Raw genomic sequence first — 15,525 nt, forward strand, 5'->3', positions numbered from 1 at the left:
GCTGCCCCTCTTTTAACTGTGTGCTTTCAATATTAGGTTAGTTGTTCCAGCCAGACTGGATTTGTTCCAACGCTTGATCCAGCGTCGCTGTACCACTTACATAGTCGGTCATGCCTTTCCAGAAGGTACCTGCACCTACTTTACCCGGCATCAAGTCAGAGCCATCAAAGCGCAGTGTGGAAGCATCCTGAACCAGCTTCGCCATCCGGCGGTCGGATTCTGAGGTATACCAATCGAGGGAAGCATCGTTCATTGGCGCAATTACGCCGCCCGACTGTACCCAGCTCTTAATGGACTCACCTGTAGTGAAGAATTCCATAACCGCACGTACTTCAGGACGATCGTTGAACATAGCGTAAATATCGCCAGCAACTAGCACCGGTTTGCCATATTGAGGATCAATAGGCGGCAAGTAGAACCAATCGTAATCTACATCAACCTTTGCCGTTTCAGGGAAAAAGCTTGTAATAAAGTTACCGAGCATATTAAACCAAGCTTTAGGCGGATTATTGAACATTGGTGCCGGTGCATCCCCGAACGATGTCGTCACAATGGATTTAGCACCACCATAGACATAATCCTTGTTGAGCCAGATTTTAGACATTACTTCTACTGCATTCTTCACTTCTGGAGAAGTGAATGGCAGCTCACCTTTTACCCATTTATCGTAATTCTCAGGTGTAGTTGTGCGCAGCATTATATTTTCTACCCAGTCTGTTGCTGGCCAGCCTGTTGCAGCACCACTCTCGATTCCAATTGCCCAAGCAGGATCGCCGTCTTTAGCAATTTGTTCCGTCAGAGCTATCATCTCATCCCAAGTCTCAGGAACCTTGTAGCCCGCTTCATCAAATTGTTTCTTCGGATACCAGACTAAGCTCTTTACGTTACTGCGGTTCCAAATCCCCGCCATGATCTTGCCGTCTTTCCCGTCCATGTTAGACATATCGAGCCAGCTCTTGTTGTAATTAGCCGTCAATTTAGCTTGATCCAGCACGTTGGTCAAATCGATAACCTTACCAGTCTTAGCAATCGAGGCTAACAGACCCGGCTGTGGAAAGTCCGCGATATCCGGCGCATTTCCACCGTCTACTCGAATGTTTATCGTAGCTTCGAACTCTTTGGAGCCCTCGTATTGAATATCAATTCCGGTCTTCTCTTCAAACTCTTTGATACTATTCTCAAATTTCACTTGGTCAGCATCCACGAAGGGGCCGAACATCGTTACTTTAGTTCCTTTATAGTCGCCTTTCATGGCTAGCTCTAGTGGAGACCCCGTAGGCTCGGTGCTTGGAGCAGCCGTTGCTTTCTCGGTGTTATCTGCTGTTGGGCTGGTAGTCGCCGCAGGCGGATCTGTAGGCGCTGCATTGTTGTTATTGCCCCCGCCGCATGCGCTCAGCATCATAGTGAAGGATAAACACAGTACTAAAGCCAATGACTTCTTACGTCCTGAGGTCTTCTTCATCTTTGTACATCCCCTTTAATGGATTTAGAGATTGCTTCTGACTCAATCATCCGGTACCCTGGCATGTAAAAGCAGCTTGTAGCAGATCACCTCCTTGCAAAGCTTTTCAGAATCTAAGGATCTATACTAAATAAGAATCGAATCACAAGTTCCAATTAATTGTAGCGCTTACATTTGTTATAGTATCATATAAAGTAAGCGTTTCCAATCCATATCTGAAATGTTTTGGTAAAAATTATTTTTATTGTCCAAGCAGATATTCAATTATTAATTAAAATTAGTCCGAAATTCTGAAAAGCTTTTCAGAGGGTGGTACAAAAGTGAACTACCCTTATTTCTCCCGTGTAGATTCTCGCACAATCAGCTTATGCTCCATCTTCTCATTCAATACCTGCACTTCTCCTGTTGTAAGTAATTCATGCAGCTTCCCGGCAGCACGATACCCTAACTCGTAAATCGGTTGGGCAATTGTAGTTAACTTCGGAATGAACATCCCTGACATTCTTAAATTATCAAACCCAATCACAGATACCTGACCTGGAACAAGAATGTTACGATCCTTCAGATAAGAAATCGTCCCCATCGCGAATTCATCAGCAACACAGAACACAGCAGTTATCTCGGGGTAATCCGTAAATAATTCATGCGCAGCTTGGTAAGCATGTTCAAACCGGTGGCTGGCATATTTGCTCTTCACGATATTTTGCTGTAGCCCTGACTCTGTTAGCGCCCTTACAAACCCTTCATAGCGTGGTGGGCCTGATACAGAATTATCATGGTTAAAGCCAATCATACCAATATCTTTATGACCTAAATCAATCAGGAACTTCACCGCATCATAAGCAGCTGCTTCATCATCCACCTCCACATTTGGAATGTCGAACTCATCAGAATGCGAGGACACTAGCACAAACGGAATTCTACAACCGACCAATTTGTCATGATATTCAGGATAAAGGACATCACTGGCAAATACGATTCCATCTACCTGTTTCTCATGGAAGTTATCAATATAGGACAGTAGCCGTTCTTTATCGCGGTCTGTATTGCAGATCATTAGACTGTACCCAAGCTTGATGCATGCATCCTGCATTCCCCGAATCACCCCAGCGAAGTATAGGTTCTCAATATCGGGAATAAGCAGCCCCAGTGTAAAAGACTTCTTGTAAATCAGACCACGTGCAAATGAATTAGGTTGATACCGTAATCGTTCTACAGCCTCCATCACTCGATTCCGTTTGCTCTCCACTACCGAATTCGGTGCATTCATAACACGTGATACCGTGCTAATTGACACCTCGGCCATTCTGGCAACATCTCTTATGGTTGGCTTCATTATGATAACTTCCTTTTTTAGGGGACTTTTCGAAGTGATTATAGCAAGCCCGTTTGGAAATAACAACAGAATTTTTGAAGCGCTTACATTATTTTTATTAATTAATCTTGTCCTTCTCTTTCCTCATTCTGTGAACATACAACTTACTTAAAGTGTGTATATAGTTTTATTTCATGATATACTAGCCGAGTAGCGATATTCATAGCTGCAAATACTGCTCTAGGAGCATAGAGCATTTATTATAGGAGGGATAACATTGAAACAACCTCGGGACATTCGATTCTCCGTGCTGGACTTAGCTTCTATTGTGGAAGGAGGGACAGCAGCAGACTCTTTCCATAACTCTCTAGATTTAGCCCGACATGCTGAGAAGTGGGGCTATCATCGGTATTGGTTTGCTGAGCATCATAATATGATCGGAGTGGCCAGCTCTGCTACCTCACTCTTGATCGGACATATCGCGGGTGGCACTCAAAGCATACGTGTTGGCTCTGGTGGTATTATGTTATCCAACCATGCACCACTAGTCATTGCCGAACAATTCGGCACACTCGAATCTCTATATCCGGGACGGATCGATCTTGGACTGGGCAGAGCACCCGGATCTGATCAACCAGCTTCCCGTGCGCTGCGTCGTGGCCTCGGAAGCGATGGCAGTGAATTCCCTGATCAGCTAAGTGAGTTAAGAGCTTACTTCGACCCTGCAGGCGCAGGATCCCGTCCAGCTGGCGTGCGTGCGGTTCCTGGAGAAGGCCTAAATGTTCCAATCTGGCTCTTAGGCTCCAGTGGCTTTAGTGCTGAGCTAGCAGCCAAGCTAGGTTTGCCTTTTGCCTTTGCCAGCCATTTTGCACCTGAGTATTTACTTCAGGCCCTGCACATATACCACAGTAATTTCCGTCCATCAGAAGCACTAGACAAGCCTTATGTTATGATCGGACTAGGGGTTACAGCGGCCGACACCGTAGATGAGGCAAGAAAGCTGGCTACCTCGCAGCAGCAGCAGTTCCTCAATATCATCCGTGGGCGTACCGGAAAGCTACAACCTCCCGTTGAAAGTATGGATGGGTTATGGTCGATACAAGAAAAGGCAATCATGCTCGATAAGCAGCGTTATTCTTTCTCTGGCGATAAAGCGGCGATTAAAGAAAGACTTCAAGCCATTCTGAAAGAGACCCAAGCAGATGAACTGATTATCTCTGCAGGAATTTATGATCATGAGGCTCGTCTTCGTTCTTATGAAATTGTAGCTGAGGCTATGAAAGAACTGTAAGATTGCAAACTTAACAAGGCAGGACATTTTATCTGACTATCGGGAATTCTTCCGTTTCAGATTAACGTCCTGCCTTTTTTTGTTTTATTTCCAAAGCCGTTCTTAATAAAACACTATTAAGATATGAATAAACATAAAAATAAAGAGATATAGAGAGAAATCAACAGATAAATAGATAATATACTTGTTATTTAACCAAATATGACCTAATTGGTTGTAATACATCGTTTTTCTTTAGATATCATTTTGATTATACTTTATGTATTCGCTATAACGAACGAATTATGTTTTAGCTATCCCCCTCTTCCTTCGTTCTTTCGGAAAGATTCCGTATGCAATTGCAAGAGTGGTACCTTTCGAAACTACTTATTTCGACATTGTAGGATGGAATAATCGTTTAAAACGAAGGATTTTGCCGGAAGCCCGCAGATTTTGTTTTTCAACAGCTACAGTGGGCTCAGGAGAAAGGAGCAACGAAAATGAAGAAAAAATACCACTCGGTCTTCATAGCTGCTTACGTTCTGATTATTCTGGTAGGAGTAATATGGCAGGCTGGAGGGGTAAGCGCTCAGGATACCATTAAACTTACTGTGAATTCTCACACTACGAGCACAGCAACCATGAACAATATGAAGCCCGGTGACGAAATGAGCTCAGAGTACACGATAATTAACGACGGCACAGAAGGCTTTGATTATTTTGTGGACTTTAAATTCATCTCTGGGGACGTAGAGTTGTACAATATTCTCCAAATGACTCTCGAAAAAGAGGGAGTAATCATCTATTCGGGAGTGATGAGTGAAGCTGCTGGCAGAGTGACCATTGGTTCACTTGCTGGAGGGGAAAAGAGTGTAATTCAAATGGCTGTAACTTTCCCTTGGGAAGCCGGCAACGAATATCAAGGGAAGGCCACGACCGTAGCTTTTGAATTCTCCGCTTCCGGAGAACCAGGCCCATCTGCGGAGCCTACTTCAACACCAACGCCGACAGCAACAGTTACACCTACACCTGATCCATCACCTACAGCAACCGCAACGGCGACAGCTACAACTGAACCGACTACAACACCTGCTGAAACACCTACAGCAACCACAACACCAACAGCTACACCAGAAGCTTCACCGACACCAACAGTTGCACCAACCACAACACCTACAGATTCACCAACAACTACAACTTCACCAACAACTACAACTTCACCAACTACGACACCTACAGATTCACCAACGAATACAGCTTCACCTACAGCTGTCGTAACACCAGGTCAATCAGTGCCACCAACAACAGTTACACCAACACCAACACCATTGCCTACACCTACACCGCCTGCAGATGAAATTAGCGTTACTGAAGAACCGATCCCAATGGGCGGAATCAGTAATAATCCAACATCGTCACCAAGTGCTGGTAATCAAACTACCAATGTAACGCCTCAGCCAAGTGATGAAATAGCCTTACCTGACGGCGACATTCCTTTGGGCGCACCAGAGGCAGGTGACAAGCTCCCAAATACCGCGGAGCCTTGGTATAACTTAATTCTTGCCAGCTTAGCTATCGCAGTGCTCAGTGTGATTGTTATGCGCAGATTGAAATCGAAGAAATAATAACATTTAGTAACATAAGTCTGGAGGAGAGAGTATGAAGAAGCGTAATGGTGTCTTACTAGCCGTGAAGCTAATCTTTATACTCTCTTTAGTTGTGCTGATTTATTCGATCGTTCAAGTCGTCAAAGCACCGATTGAGGCCAAACAGGCCCTAAATGATTGGGCAAAAAAGAGGGAGGAAGCTATCGCCCGCCCCCTTCCAAACGAAGAGAACCCTCTTCCTAAAGGAATGGTCAGTTCTCCAAAAGAACAACCCATTTCTCCTCCGTCCTATACAGAGGGAGAGGTGATTGGGGAGATCCGCTTCCCTACCTTAAATAAGAAGGTGGCTGTTCTGGAGGGTACGGATAGCCCTGAGTTAAAAAAAGGGGCCGGACACTATATAGGTAGCGCAGCTATCGGTGCCGCCGGCAATAGTGTGCTTGCTGGACACCGTGATACCGTATTCCGCAATCTAGGAGAACTCGTCGCAGGGGATCTGATCGAACTGGAAAGCACGGACGGTACGTTCATCTATGAGGTGACAGGCAGTAAGATTGTAGACGGAAATGAACGCGGAGCTATAAAATCAAGCGATAAGGCCATTCTTACTTTGATCACCTGTTATCCTTTTTCATACGTTGGATCAGCACCCGACCGGTATTTACTTTCAGCGAAGCTAGTGAAGCAAGAGACATTGCCTCAATAATGCTAATCTCAACTCTTAATCTTCTTTCTCAGGGATGAGACCGGATATGGAAAGTGATACTATATAGATACAACAGTAATGAGGAGATGACCCATAGTGAAAAAAGAGGTTATAGAACGGTTTATTTCGTATGCTCAAATGGATACCCAATCAAACGAGGATAATGAGACTTGTCCATCCACTCCGGGGCAGATGGTGCTTGCTCACAAGCTGGTTGAAGAGCTCAAGGAAATCGGCATGGAGGATGTCCAGGTGGACGAGCATGGCTATGTTATGGCGACACTCCCTGCGAATACGGACAAGGATGTTCCGACCATTGGTTTTTTAGCCCATTTGGATACGGCGACTGATTTTACTGGAACGAATGTGAAGCCACAGATTATCGAGAACTACGATGGCCAAGATATTCTTTTGAACAAAGAGTTGAATGTTGTATTGTCCACAGTGAGCTTCCCAGAGCTGGCAGAATATAAAGGCCACACATTAATAACAACCGATGGTACCACTCTGCTTGGCGCAGACAACAAGGCTGGTATTGCTGAGATTATGACAGCGATGAATTACCTCCTTCAGCACCCTGAAATCAAGCATGGCAAGATTAGAGTCGCCTTCACACCGGACGAAGAAATCGGCCGCGGCCCTCATAAATTTGACGTTGCTGCTTTTAATGCTTCTTATGCTTACACTGTGGACGGAGGCCCTCTCGGTGAACTAGAGTATGAAAGCTTTAATGCCGCATCTGCAAAAATCTCTGTATACGGCGTCAACGTACATCCTGGTACCGCGAAGGGAAAAATGATTCATTCCGCAAAAATCGCCATGGCTCTACACCTCAGACTCCCTTCTGAGGAAGCCCCAGAATTCACGGACGGTTATGAAGGCTTTTACCATCTTAGCTCCATTGAAGGTACCCCCGAGTTCAGCAAGCTCCAATATATTATCCGTGACTTCGACCGCGAGAAATTCGAGGCACGTAAAGCCTATCTCTCGGCCATCGTAGATGAATTCAAGAGCATTCACGGTGAAGAGAACATCGTACTCGAAATGAAAGACCAATATTACAACATGCGTGAAAAAATCGAACCCGTGCGTCATATCGTCGATATTGCCCATGAGGCGATGGAGAATCTGGACATCACACCGGTCATCCGTCCGATTCGCGGGGGGACAGACGGCTCACAGCTTTCCTACATGGGCTTGCCTACACCTAATATTTTCACCGGGGGCGAGAATTTCCATGGTAAATTCGAATACGCCTCTGCTGACAACATGGTAAAAGCGGTAAACGTCATCGTAGAGATCACCAAACTATTCGAACAAAAAGCTTAATTGGTTATCCGAGTTACTCCATAATTGACACAATAAAATCCCTGTAGAAGGTCTATTCAGACCTCTCAGGGATTTTTAATGATCAGAGACTATTTGATTAGCATCTTTCGTCTGGCGGTGTGTCTTTCCAGATCACATTTTCTCCGTAATTTTTGCCCCAATCATACATCAGTCGAAGGACGGGAAGCAGACTCTGACCATATGAAGTCAGGGAATACTCTACTTTTGGCGGAACCTCGGCATACACTTTCCGAAGAACCAACTGATCTTCTTCAAGCTCGCGAAGTTGATTGGTTAACATTTTTTGCGTAATATGAGGAATTAGCTTCTTCAGCTCACTGAACCGTTTGGTCCCTTCAAGCCCTAGATGCCACAGGATAATCAGCTTCCATTTGCCTCCAATTACCGCAAGCGTTAATTCCTTCTCGCAATTAATTTCCTTCAAGTTGATGCGATCCTTAATCTCGGTTGCCATACCTAAAGCGCCTCCTCTCTTCTGTTATCATACTAACACAAAAACGAATATCCTCCTTATAGGAAGGCATTCGTTTCTGTAAGCTCACTCTAAATTAGCATGCTTGCCAAACATCTGCTTAGTCGTCTGCCCCGTCTTCTCCATCATCCGCAGAATCACCGCATCGTAAAAGACTAACATCGTCTGTTCAAATAAAGAAGCCATTGGCTGAATTGTGTTGTAGCTTCCACTAGCCTGATCTTTTGGAGATCCTGGCAGCTTCACTACATAGCTCGCTAAACGTCCGACGGTTGAATCAGGCGCAATTGTAACAGCAATAACCTCTGCACCCACTCCTTTGGCCTTCTCAGCCATAGAGATCAGCCCCTTCGTCTCTCCTGAACCGGAACCGAGCACAAGCACATCACCAGGCTCAATACCCGGGGTTACCGTTTCTCCTACGACGTACACTTCTTTACCGACATGCATGAGTCGCATTGCAAAAGCTCGTCCCATCAATCCCGATCTACCAGCCCCGGCCACAAATACCTTATTCGACTGAAGAAGAAGCTCAGCCATTCGTTCAGCCTCTTGATGATCAAGCTGAGAAATGGAGCGCTGAAGCTCCTCAATAATTCGCTGCGCATATTTCATTGTGTCCATTGTAATCTTAAGCCTGGCTTACTAAACGCTTCATTTCTGCTGCAGCGGCCTTTTGATCAGCTTCAGCTGTGATGCCTCCGCCAACGATAACAAGATCAGGATTCGCGGCGATGACCTCTGGAAGCGTGCTAAGTTTGATCCCTCCGGCGATAGCGGTTTTAGCCTGTTTAACCACACTCTTAATTGCATTCAAATCCGCAAAAGAATTTTTACCTTCTGCTTGATGGTCATACCCAGAGTGTACGCAGACATAGTCTACGCCAAGCGCGTCTACTTCAGCAGCTCTTGTCTTGATATCCTTCACATTGATCAGGTCAACCAGAATCTCTTTATTGGTTTTCTTAGCTTCCTCCACTGCACCTCTAATGGTAGCATCATCAGAAACACCAAGTACCGTAACAATATCCGCTCCTGCTTCCACGGCCTTCATGACTTCATATCCACCTGCATCCATGATTTTCAGATCAGCCAACACGGTCAAAGAAGGAAAAGCTTCCTTAATAGCTTTCACTGCGTGCAAGCCTTCATTTATAACGATAGGTGTTCCAATTTCAACGATATCTATATATTCGGCAACCTCTGATACAATCTCTTTCGCTCCCGTAATGTCCACTAGATCCAGCGCTAATTGTAATTTCATATTTATTTGCACTCCTTGTTAATATATTTTAGTAAGTCATGTACAAATTCTAGATCCTTACACCCCTTAAGGGAAGTAGGCACTTTATTGTGATGTAGTTACCTGGAGGATACTAATGTGCTGCTACCGGCTTTATCTTTGCAGTAATTAAGAAACGCCTTGTCATATTTTTGTAAAAGTACTGCATTTTCATGAAAGCTATGCTAATATTACAGTTTGTTTATGGAATATCAGGAAATTTATCATGATGTAAGAAGGTGTACAATGAAGCAAAATAACCACCAAGAATTTAACCTCGTAAAGCTGACTTGGCCGATATTTCTGGAACTGTTCCTTTTTATGCTCATGGGCAGTGTGGATACTTTTATGATTAGCTCTGTGTCGGACGATGCTGTATCGGGTGTCGGTGCAGCGAATCAGATCATTGCGATAGCCATTTTAGTTCTAAGTGTAATTGGCAACGGTGCGGCAATTGTGGTCTCCCAATACCTCGGTTCCAAAAAACCTCTGGAAGCGGCTCAAGTGACCGGAAATGCCATTACCCTCAATCTGTTAGTAGGAATTCTCTTAAGTACGTTTTTGCTGATATTCGGAGGGACGCTACTGACTGCCTTAAATGTTAAAGGGGATATTCTCGTTTATGCCAAATCGTATATACATATCGTCGGGGGCGGAATTTTTCTTCAAGCATTAATCAATGCTCTGGCGACCACAATCCGTACACACGGCTTCACTAAACAGACGATGGTCGTATCCTTGCTGATGAATATCATCCATGTGGTGGGTAACTACCTGCTCATCTATGGTCATTTCGGTCTTCCAGCGTTAGGTGTCGAAGGAGCGGCTATCTCAACGGTGGCCAGTCGTTTTATCTGTCTAATCGTCTTCTTCCTGCTACTCTACAGAGTGATGGAGATACGAGTGAAGTTCACCTACTACATTCATCTTTCCAAAAAATACGTGCTGCAAATTCTCAAAATCGGCATCCCGTCCGCTTTTGAATCGATTACCTATCAGTCCTGTCAGCTTGTATTCACACTGTATATTACTTATTTGGGTGCTGAAGCTATGGCTACTCGCCAATACGCGCTCAATATTTCCAACTATATTTATTTATTCAGCGTAGCTGTTTCTATGGGAACCTCCATTGTCGTAGGGCATCTGGTGGGAGCTAGGCGTCCCGATGAGGCCTATAAGCGTGTGTTCTCCAGTGTGAAGTGGGCGTTGCTGGTTACAGTAATAATAGACGCTCTGGTGATTATTTTCCGAGTACCGCTATTTGGCCTCTTCACTGAAAATGAGAACATTATCACGATGGGGGCTCAGGTTATACTGCTTAGCTTCTTCCTAGAAACTGGACGTACAACTAATTTGGTCATTATCAACTCACTACGGGCCTCTGGCGATGCGAAGTTCCCTGTATATATGGGACTGATCTCCATGGTCTGCATGAGCTTGCCCCTTGGCTATTTTCTGGTGTTCCAGCTTAATCTAGGGTTAGCCGGTGTGTGGATTGCCACTGCGGCCGATGAGTGGCTAAGAGCTGTCATTATGTATTTCCGTTGGAAGAGTCGGGCTTGGGAGAAACACGGACTTATTCAGCACGATGATGCAGAACACAGCACACCTTCCACTACCCCTGCAGCTGTAAATTAACGCATACCCTTAGCGGTTCTTTAAGGTCATACCAGACCTTAAGGGGCTGCTTTTTTATGGCATCATGATTACATAAAATTTTAGAATGAATGGAGTATTCTAAGTTACAATAGATAGAACCTTATCAGCATATACGCCTTCGGCGTCCTAATAAGGACGGCAAGCGTTTAAACGAGAAATATAAGACATAAAGTATGGTGTGAATCTTATGATTTTTTATACTTTAATTAACCTAAAGGGGAGAACCTCATGCCGGAAGAAACCGGAATCCACGAGTTACTGACGCTCAAGACAATTGCGGAGACCTTAAATAGTTCCAATGAGCTCAAACCGATGCTCGATACAGTTATGGGCAAGCTGTTAGACCTAACGGGAAATACAGCAGGCTGGATCTTCCTGAGCGAAGAGAATATGGAATATGAATGCGCCGTAGATCGAGGTTTGCCGCCAGCGCTGCAACGGGATAATAAACAGCCGATGCAGTGTGGAACCTGCTGGTGCTTAGAGCGCCTATGGGACGGACGGTTAGAACAAGCTGTCAACATTCTAAACTGCAAGCGGCTGAGTAATGCCAGGCAGTATAACTGGGGGGATACTTTGGGGATCACCCACCACGCCACCATCCCGCTCCATTCAGGCGATCGCTACTTAGGGCTTATGAATGTAGCAGCACCGGGCAAAGCGCATTACGCCGACAGCGAGCTTGCTCTACTGCAATCGGTGGCCTTGCAAATTGGCAGTGCCATTGAACGCATGCAGCTATACAGCACCGAGCAGCGCCGGGCCAATCTGTACGCCAAATTAGGTGAATTCAGCGCAGCTTTAAATCTCACGGCTAGTGAATGCATCTCTCCAAGCATTCTGGTAGAGAAAACTACCGCCCTGATTGTCCAATATTTTGATTGGCCTTTTGCAACGATTATCGGACAACGAGAGGAGAAATTCGAAGTACACGCAGCCGCTTATGCAGCTAATATAACACCTGAAATAGCCCCTTTTGAGCTCTCAGATTCCTTTAAGAATCGTCTAGTAGATATCTCGCAAGGACACCGCTTTGCAACATTAACCTCTGACGAGGAACAGGAAATTACGAAATCTTGCTGCTCTGAACAGCCTGATAGAGAGCGAGTTGTAATGCTTGCCGTCCCCTTTCGGCAGATTACCGTGCAAAGCTCAGCCATTCTACTCATCGCCTCGCCTAAAGCACTCGCCTCGGCGACCGCAGATGGAGAAGTACTCGAAGCGATCGCTGAGCATATTTCAGCTACGCTGGAAAGCGTACAGCTCGGAGAGAAGCGCCGAGAAATCGCTCGTCTAGACGAGCGGAATCGACTGGCCCGTGACCTGCATGACTCAGTGAATCAGATCCTGTTCTCCCTTTCAATGACAGCCAAAGGTGTGGAAAGTATGCTGAAGCAAGAGCACACCTCCCATCCGGCTACTGAGGCTGTCCGTGATATACAAGAGCTCTCGCAATCTGCACTCAAAGAAATGCGCGCTTTAATCATGCAGCTTCGTCCTGCAGGGCTGGAAGCCGGGTTGTTGACCGCGCTTCAGGCCCACGGTCAGCAACTAGGGCTGCTGATACAGACTGGGCGAAGCGGCGTTCTCGAGCTCCCTCGCAATATTGAAGAGGGTCTACTACGCATTGGTCAAGAAGCACTCAATAATGTGCGCAAGCACTCCGGAGCTTCTAAAGCTGAAGTATCTCTGCATTTGAACGCTACCGAGGTGATACTGAGTATCATCGATCAGGGTAAGGGCGGCGCCAAACGGCGCTGTAGCACAGACACCAATGAATCTATCGGGCTGCATATTATGAAGGAAAGAGCCGAGGCGCTTGATGGCCATTTTTCTATTCACAGTGAGGAGCATCAAGGTACAACGGTTGAGGTAACCATCCCTTTACCATCAAATTAACATGAAGTCGGGTGATCAATAAATGACGATAAACTTATTATTAGTAGACGACCATGCAATGGTACGCCGTGGGCTGCAGGTGTTTCTCTCCACACAACCTGATATCAAGGTTATAGGTGAAGCCTCCAACGGCCGTGAGGCGTTAGAAAGAACCGCCGAATTGAATCCGGATGTTATATTAATGGATTTGCATATGCCCATTATGGACGGCATTGAGACCGCTCAAGCACTGCGGATCTCCCATCCGCAGGTCAAGGTCATTGTGTTGACCTCATTTTCGGATCAGGATCATGTACTGCCAGCAGTCCGCGTAGGGATTAAAGGCTATTTACTTAAAGATATAGAACCAGAAGCACTGGTAGTCGCTATCCGCAAAGTACATAACGGGCAAGTCGAGCTACATTCCGAGGCTGCCAGTCAGCTGATGAATCTAATGGCAACTTCTACACTAGAGCAATTGGAAGTCCGTACTTCAGATCCAAACGATCCAAATACAACACTAGCTGCTATCACCGGATTAGAGCTCCTTACTCCACGCGAGCAAGAAGTATTAGATCTAATTGCACTCGGCATGAGTAACAAAGAGATTGCCAGCAAGCTGGTCATCACCGAAAAGACCGTTAAAACACATGTCAGCCATGTACTCGGAAAGCTAAACTTATCAGATCGGACTCAGGCTGCTATTTTTGCATTAAAAAACGGCTACAGCTCATAGCGACTCAGCTCATCTACAACTTTAGTCTTAGACGTTCAGCACAATGGCTGAGCGTCTTTGCTATGCAGGTTCATTCCATGTGCTGATTTCAATAAATCCCGATTCAGCTATCATTGGTGTATAGCAATCACCTTATAGGAGTGGATACAGATGAAAGTGATGATCCTGACAGGCAGTAATCGAAAAGAGGCGACCAGCACAAAGCTGGCAGAGCATGCCGCACACTTTATTAATCAGCAAGGTGAAAAAGTCACCCTGTTCGATCTCCACAAACGCCCGCTTCCCTTTTATTCACCAGATGAGTCCCACCCAGAGCATGAGCATTTAAGCACCCTCCATCAAGAGATGCTAAGCGCGAACGCAATCATCCTAATTACCCCGGAATACCACGGCTCCATGAGTGGTGTGATGAAAAATGCGCTGGACCATCTAGGCCAGACCCATTTCAACGGCAAAGTGGTACTGTCCGCCAGTTCTGCAGGCGGAGCTGTAGGTGTAAGCTCATTGCTTCAATTACAGGCGGTTGTACGCAACCTACATGGGATTAATACACCTGATTGGATTTCCATCGGCGGGATGCAGCGTAAGCGCTTCGAGGTTGGATACGATGGGTACGAGGGCGGCCAAGAGATTGAAGATCGCATTCGTCTAGTCTTAGAATCATTCCTAAATTTAGCTCGCAAAATCAATAGCCCGGCAGGTGCCGCCCTATGATCAAAGGACTGTTTGAAACCCATCTGAACGTGACTAACCTTGAACAATCTTCTCATTTCTATGAACATGTTCTGGGACTACCCTTAGCCCATTCGGAGAATACTAAAGGCCGCAAGCGGCGATTTTACTGGATTGGAGAAGATCGTAATCAGGCCATGCTCGGAATTTGGGAGAAGGCACCTTCCGAGGTCGTGCGTCAGCACTTTGCTTTTCAAGTAACGCTTGAGGATTTGAAGCAGTCGGTATCCTATCTGAAGGCCAAGGGGATTGAAACCTCCAACTTCCTGGATGATGAGAAGGAGCAGTTATATGTATTTGGCTGGATGCCAGCCGTATCCGTGTATTTCAAAGATCCAGATGGTCATTCCTTAGAGTTTCTAGCCGTACTGCCTGATCTGCCCAGACCTGAGCTAGGAATCGTACCATGGAATGAATGGGAAATCGCGCACGAAAGAACCTGGTAGTTATAAATAAGATACAGGCTAAGCCTGCAAAAGGAGACAAGAACATGATTAAAGGACTATATGAAGCACATTTACCAGTGAGTAATCTTGAGGTATCTATCGAATTTTATGAGAAATTGGGATTAAAAATGGCTTGGCGAGATGAAGAAACTGCATTTTTCTGGATTGAGGAAGGTCGGAGCTGGATTGGCATTTGGGAAGGAAAGGAAGTAGAAACGCCATACCATCCATCCTTACGGCATATTGCCTTTCGCGTAACTTATGAGGATTTGAAGCAATCCCTGCAGTGGCTGCAATCCATTGGAGTAGATGCTGTGCCGTTCCGTAATCGAACTTCCGTTGAGCCTTTTATCCGAGCTTATCAAGGAAATGCCTCTGTATACTTCAACGACCCGGACGGCAACAGCTTAGAATTCATGTGCCACGTAGAGGTTCCTGAACATTTGAAGCATATCTCAGAGAATATCACCTTAACAGAGTGGGAGAAATTGCTCGATCAGAAATAAAATACTCCAACAAAAAAACAGCTGCCCACCATCAAGGGTCCAGCTGTTTGAGTATGTTAGCTGCTTCTATTTAACCATCTCTAGCATGGTTTTAGTAAAGGCTG

The 15,525-nt window shown here is 45.5% G+C and carries 15 protein-coding genes; 10 read left to right on the forward strand and 5 right to left on the reverse strand.

The features are described 5' to 3' along the window. Positions 1-37: 37 nt before the first annotated feature. Both NSU15_RS29365 and NSU15_RS29370 read right to left on the reverse strand, forming a co-directional pair. Entirely contained in the window at positions 38-1,462 is a 1,425-nt protein-coding gene (locus tag NSU15_RS29365) for an ABC transporter substrate-binding protein (RefSeq protein WP_339288499.1), read from the reverse strand. 331 nt (positions 1,463-1,793) lie between these two features. Beyond that, the gene (locus NSU15_RS29370) at positions 1,794-2,798 is read right to left on the reverse strand and encodes a LacI family DNA-binding transcriptional regulator (protein WP_339288500.1); all 1,005 of its coding nucleotides are present in this window, start codon (positions 2,796-2,798) and stop codon (positions 1,794-1,796) included. Positions 2,799-3,054: 256 nt separating this feature from the next. On the opposite strand from NSU15_RS29370, the gene NSU15_RS29375 reads away from it, so the two are divergent. From NSU15_RS29375 to pepT, 4 genes are all read left to right on the forward strand, one after another. Further along, positions 3,055-4,068 carry an LLM class flavin-dependent oxidoreductase gene (locus NSU15_RS29375; RefSeq protein ID WP_339288501.1) on the forward strand — a complete coding sequence of 338 codons (1,014 nt, stop codon included), beginning with the start codon at positions 3,055-3,057 and terminating at the stop codon, positions 4,066-4,068. Positions 4,069-4,547: 479 nt separating this feature from the next. Continuing rightward, a complete protein-coding gene (locus tag NSU15_RS29380) occupies positions 4,548-5,672 on the forward strand; it encodes a hypothetical protein (RefSeq protein WP_339288502.1) in 1,125 nt (374 codons plus the stop codon). Between the two features lie 34 nt (positions 5,673-5,706). After that, complete coding sequence (locus tag NSU15_RS29385; RefSeq protein ID WP_052414768.1) at positions 5,707-6,360, forward strand: sortase; 654 nt, start codon at positions 5,707-5,709, stop codon at positions 6,358-6,360. A gap of 96 nt (positions 6,361-6,456) precedes the next feature. After that, positions 6,457-7,689, forward strand: a complete 1,233-nt coding sequence (gene pepT / locus NSU15_RS29390) for a peptidase T (RefSeq protein WP_339288504.1) — start codon at positions 6,457-6,459, stop codon at positions 7,687-7,689. Positions 7,690-7,786: 97 nt separating this feature from the next. Here the strand turns inward: pepT and NSU15_RS29395 are convergent, their stop codons facing one another. The 3 genes from NSU15_RS29395 to hxlA all read right to left on the reverse strand — a co-directional run bounded on the left by NSU15_RS29395 (position 7,787) and on the right by hxlA (position 9,446). Next, complete coding sequence (locus NSU15_RS29395; RefSeq protein ID WP_042131506.1) at positions 7,787-8,164, reverse strand: helix-turn-helix domain-containing protein; 378 nt, start codon at positions 8,162-8,164, stop codon at positions 7,787-7,789. Positions 8,165-8,248: 84 nt separating this feature from the next. Further along, positions 8,249-8,806, reverse strand: coding sequence for a 6-phospho-3-hexuloisomerase (gene hxlB, locus NSU15_RS29400; RefSeq protein WP_339288505.1), 558 nt, complete (start codon positions 8,804-8,806; stop codon positions 8,249-8,251). Between the two features lie 7 nt (positions 8,807-8,813). Further along, positions 8,814-9,446, reverse strand: coding sequence for a 3-hexulose-6-phosphate synthase (gene hxlA, locus NSU15_RS29405; protein WP_339288506.1), 633 nt, complete (start codon positions 9,444-9,446; stop codon positions 8,814-8,816). A 264-nt stretch (positions 9,447-9,710) separates the two neighbouring features. Between hxlA and NSU15_RS29410 the strand changes: the two genes are divergently transcribed. The 6 genes from NSU15_RS29410 to NSU15_RS29435 all read left to right on the forward strand — a co-directional run bounded on the left by NSU15_RS29410 (position 9,711) and on the right by NSU15_RS29435 (position 15,421). After that, positions 9,711-11,102: an MATE family efflux transporter gene (locus NSU15_RS29410; RefSeq protein WP_339288508.1), complete on the forward strand. Its 1,392-nt coding sequence runs from the start codon at positions 9,711-9,713 to the stop codon at positions 11,100-11,102. A 249-nt stretch (positions 11,103-11,351) separates the two neighbouring features. Next, the gene (locus NSU15_RS29415) at positions 11,352-13,022 is read left to right on the forward strand and encodes a GAF domain-containing sensor histidine kinase (RefSeq protein WP_339288510.1); all 1,671 of its coding nucleotides are present in this window, start codon (positions 11,352-11,354) and stop codon (positions 13,020-13,022) included. A 22-nt stretch (positions 13,023-13,044) separates the two neighbouring features. Further along, the gene (locus NSU15_RS29420; protein WP_042131514.1) at positions 13,045-13,737 is read left to right on the forward strand and encodes a response regulator transcription factor; all 693 of its coding nucleotides are present in this window, start codon (positions 13,045-13,047) and stop codon (positions 13,735-13,737) included. 150 nt (positions 13,738-13,887) lie between these two features. Then, a complete protein-coding gene (locus NSU15_RS29425) occupies positions 13,888-14,451 on the forward strand; it encodes an NADPH-dependent FMN reductase (protein ID WP_042131516.1) in 564 nt (187 codons plus the stop codon). After that, positions 14,448-14,915 (forward strand): VOC family protein, encoded by a 468-nt coding sequence (locus NSU15_RS29430; protein WP_339288512.1) that lies wholly within the window; start codon positions 14,448-14,450, stop codon positions 14,913-14,915. The genes NSU15_RS29425 and NSU15_RS29430 overlap by 4 nt, the downstream gene beginning before the upstream one ends. A gap of 44 nt (positions 14,916-14,959) precedes the next feature. After that, on the forward strand, positions 14,960-15,421 hold the full coding sequence (locus tag NSU15_RS29435; RefSeq protein WP_339288513.1) for a VOC family protein: 462 nt from the start codon (positions 14,960-14,962) through the stop codon (positions 15,419-15,421). Positions 15,422-15,525 lie beyond the last annotated feature (104 nt).

The sequence above is a fragment of the Paenibacillus sp. FSL E2-0201 genome (genome assembly GCF_037963325.1).
Lineage (GTDB): Bacteria > Bacillota > Bacilli > Paenibacillales > Paenibacillaceae > Paenibacillus_AQ.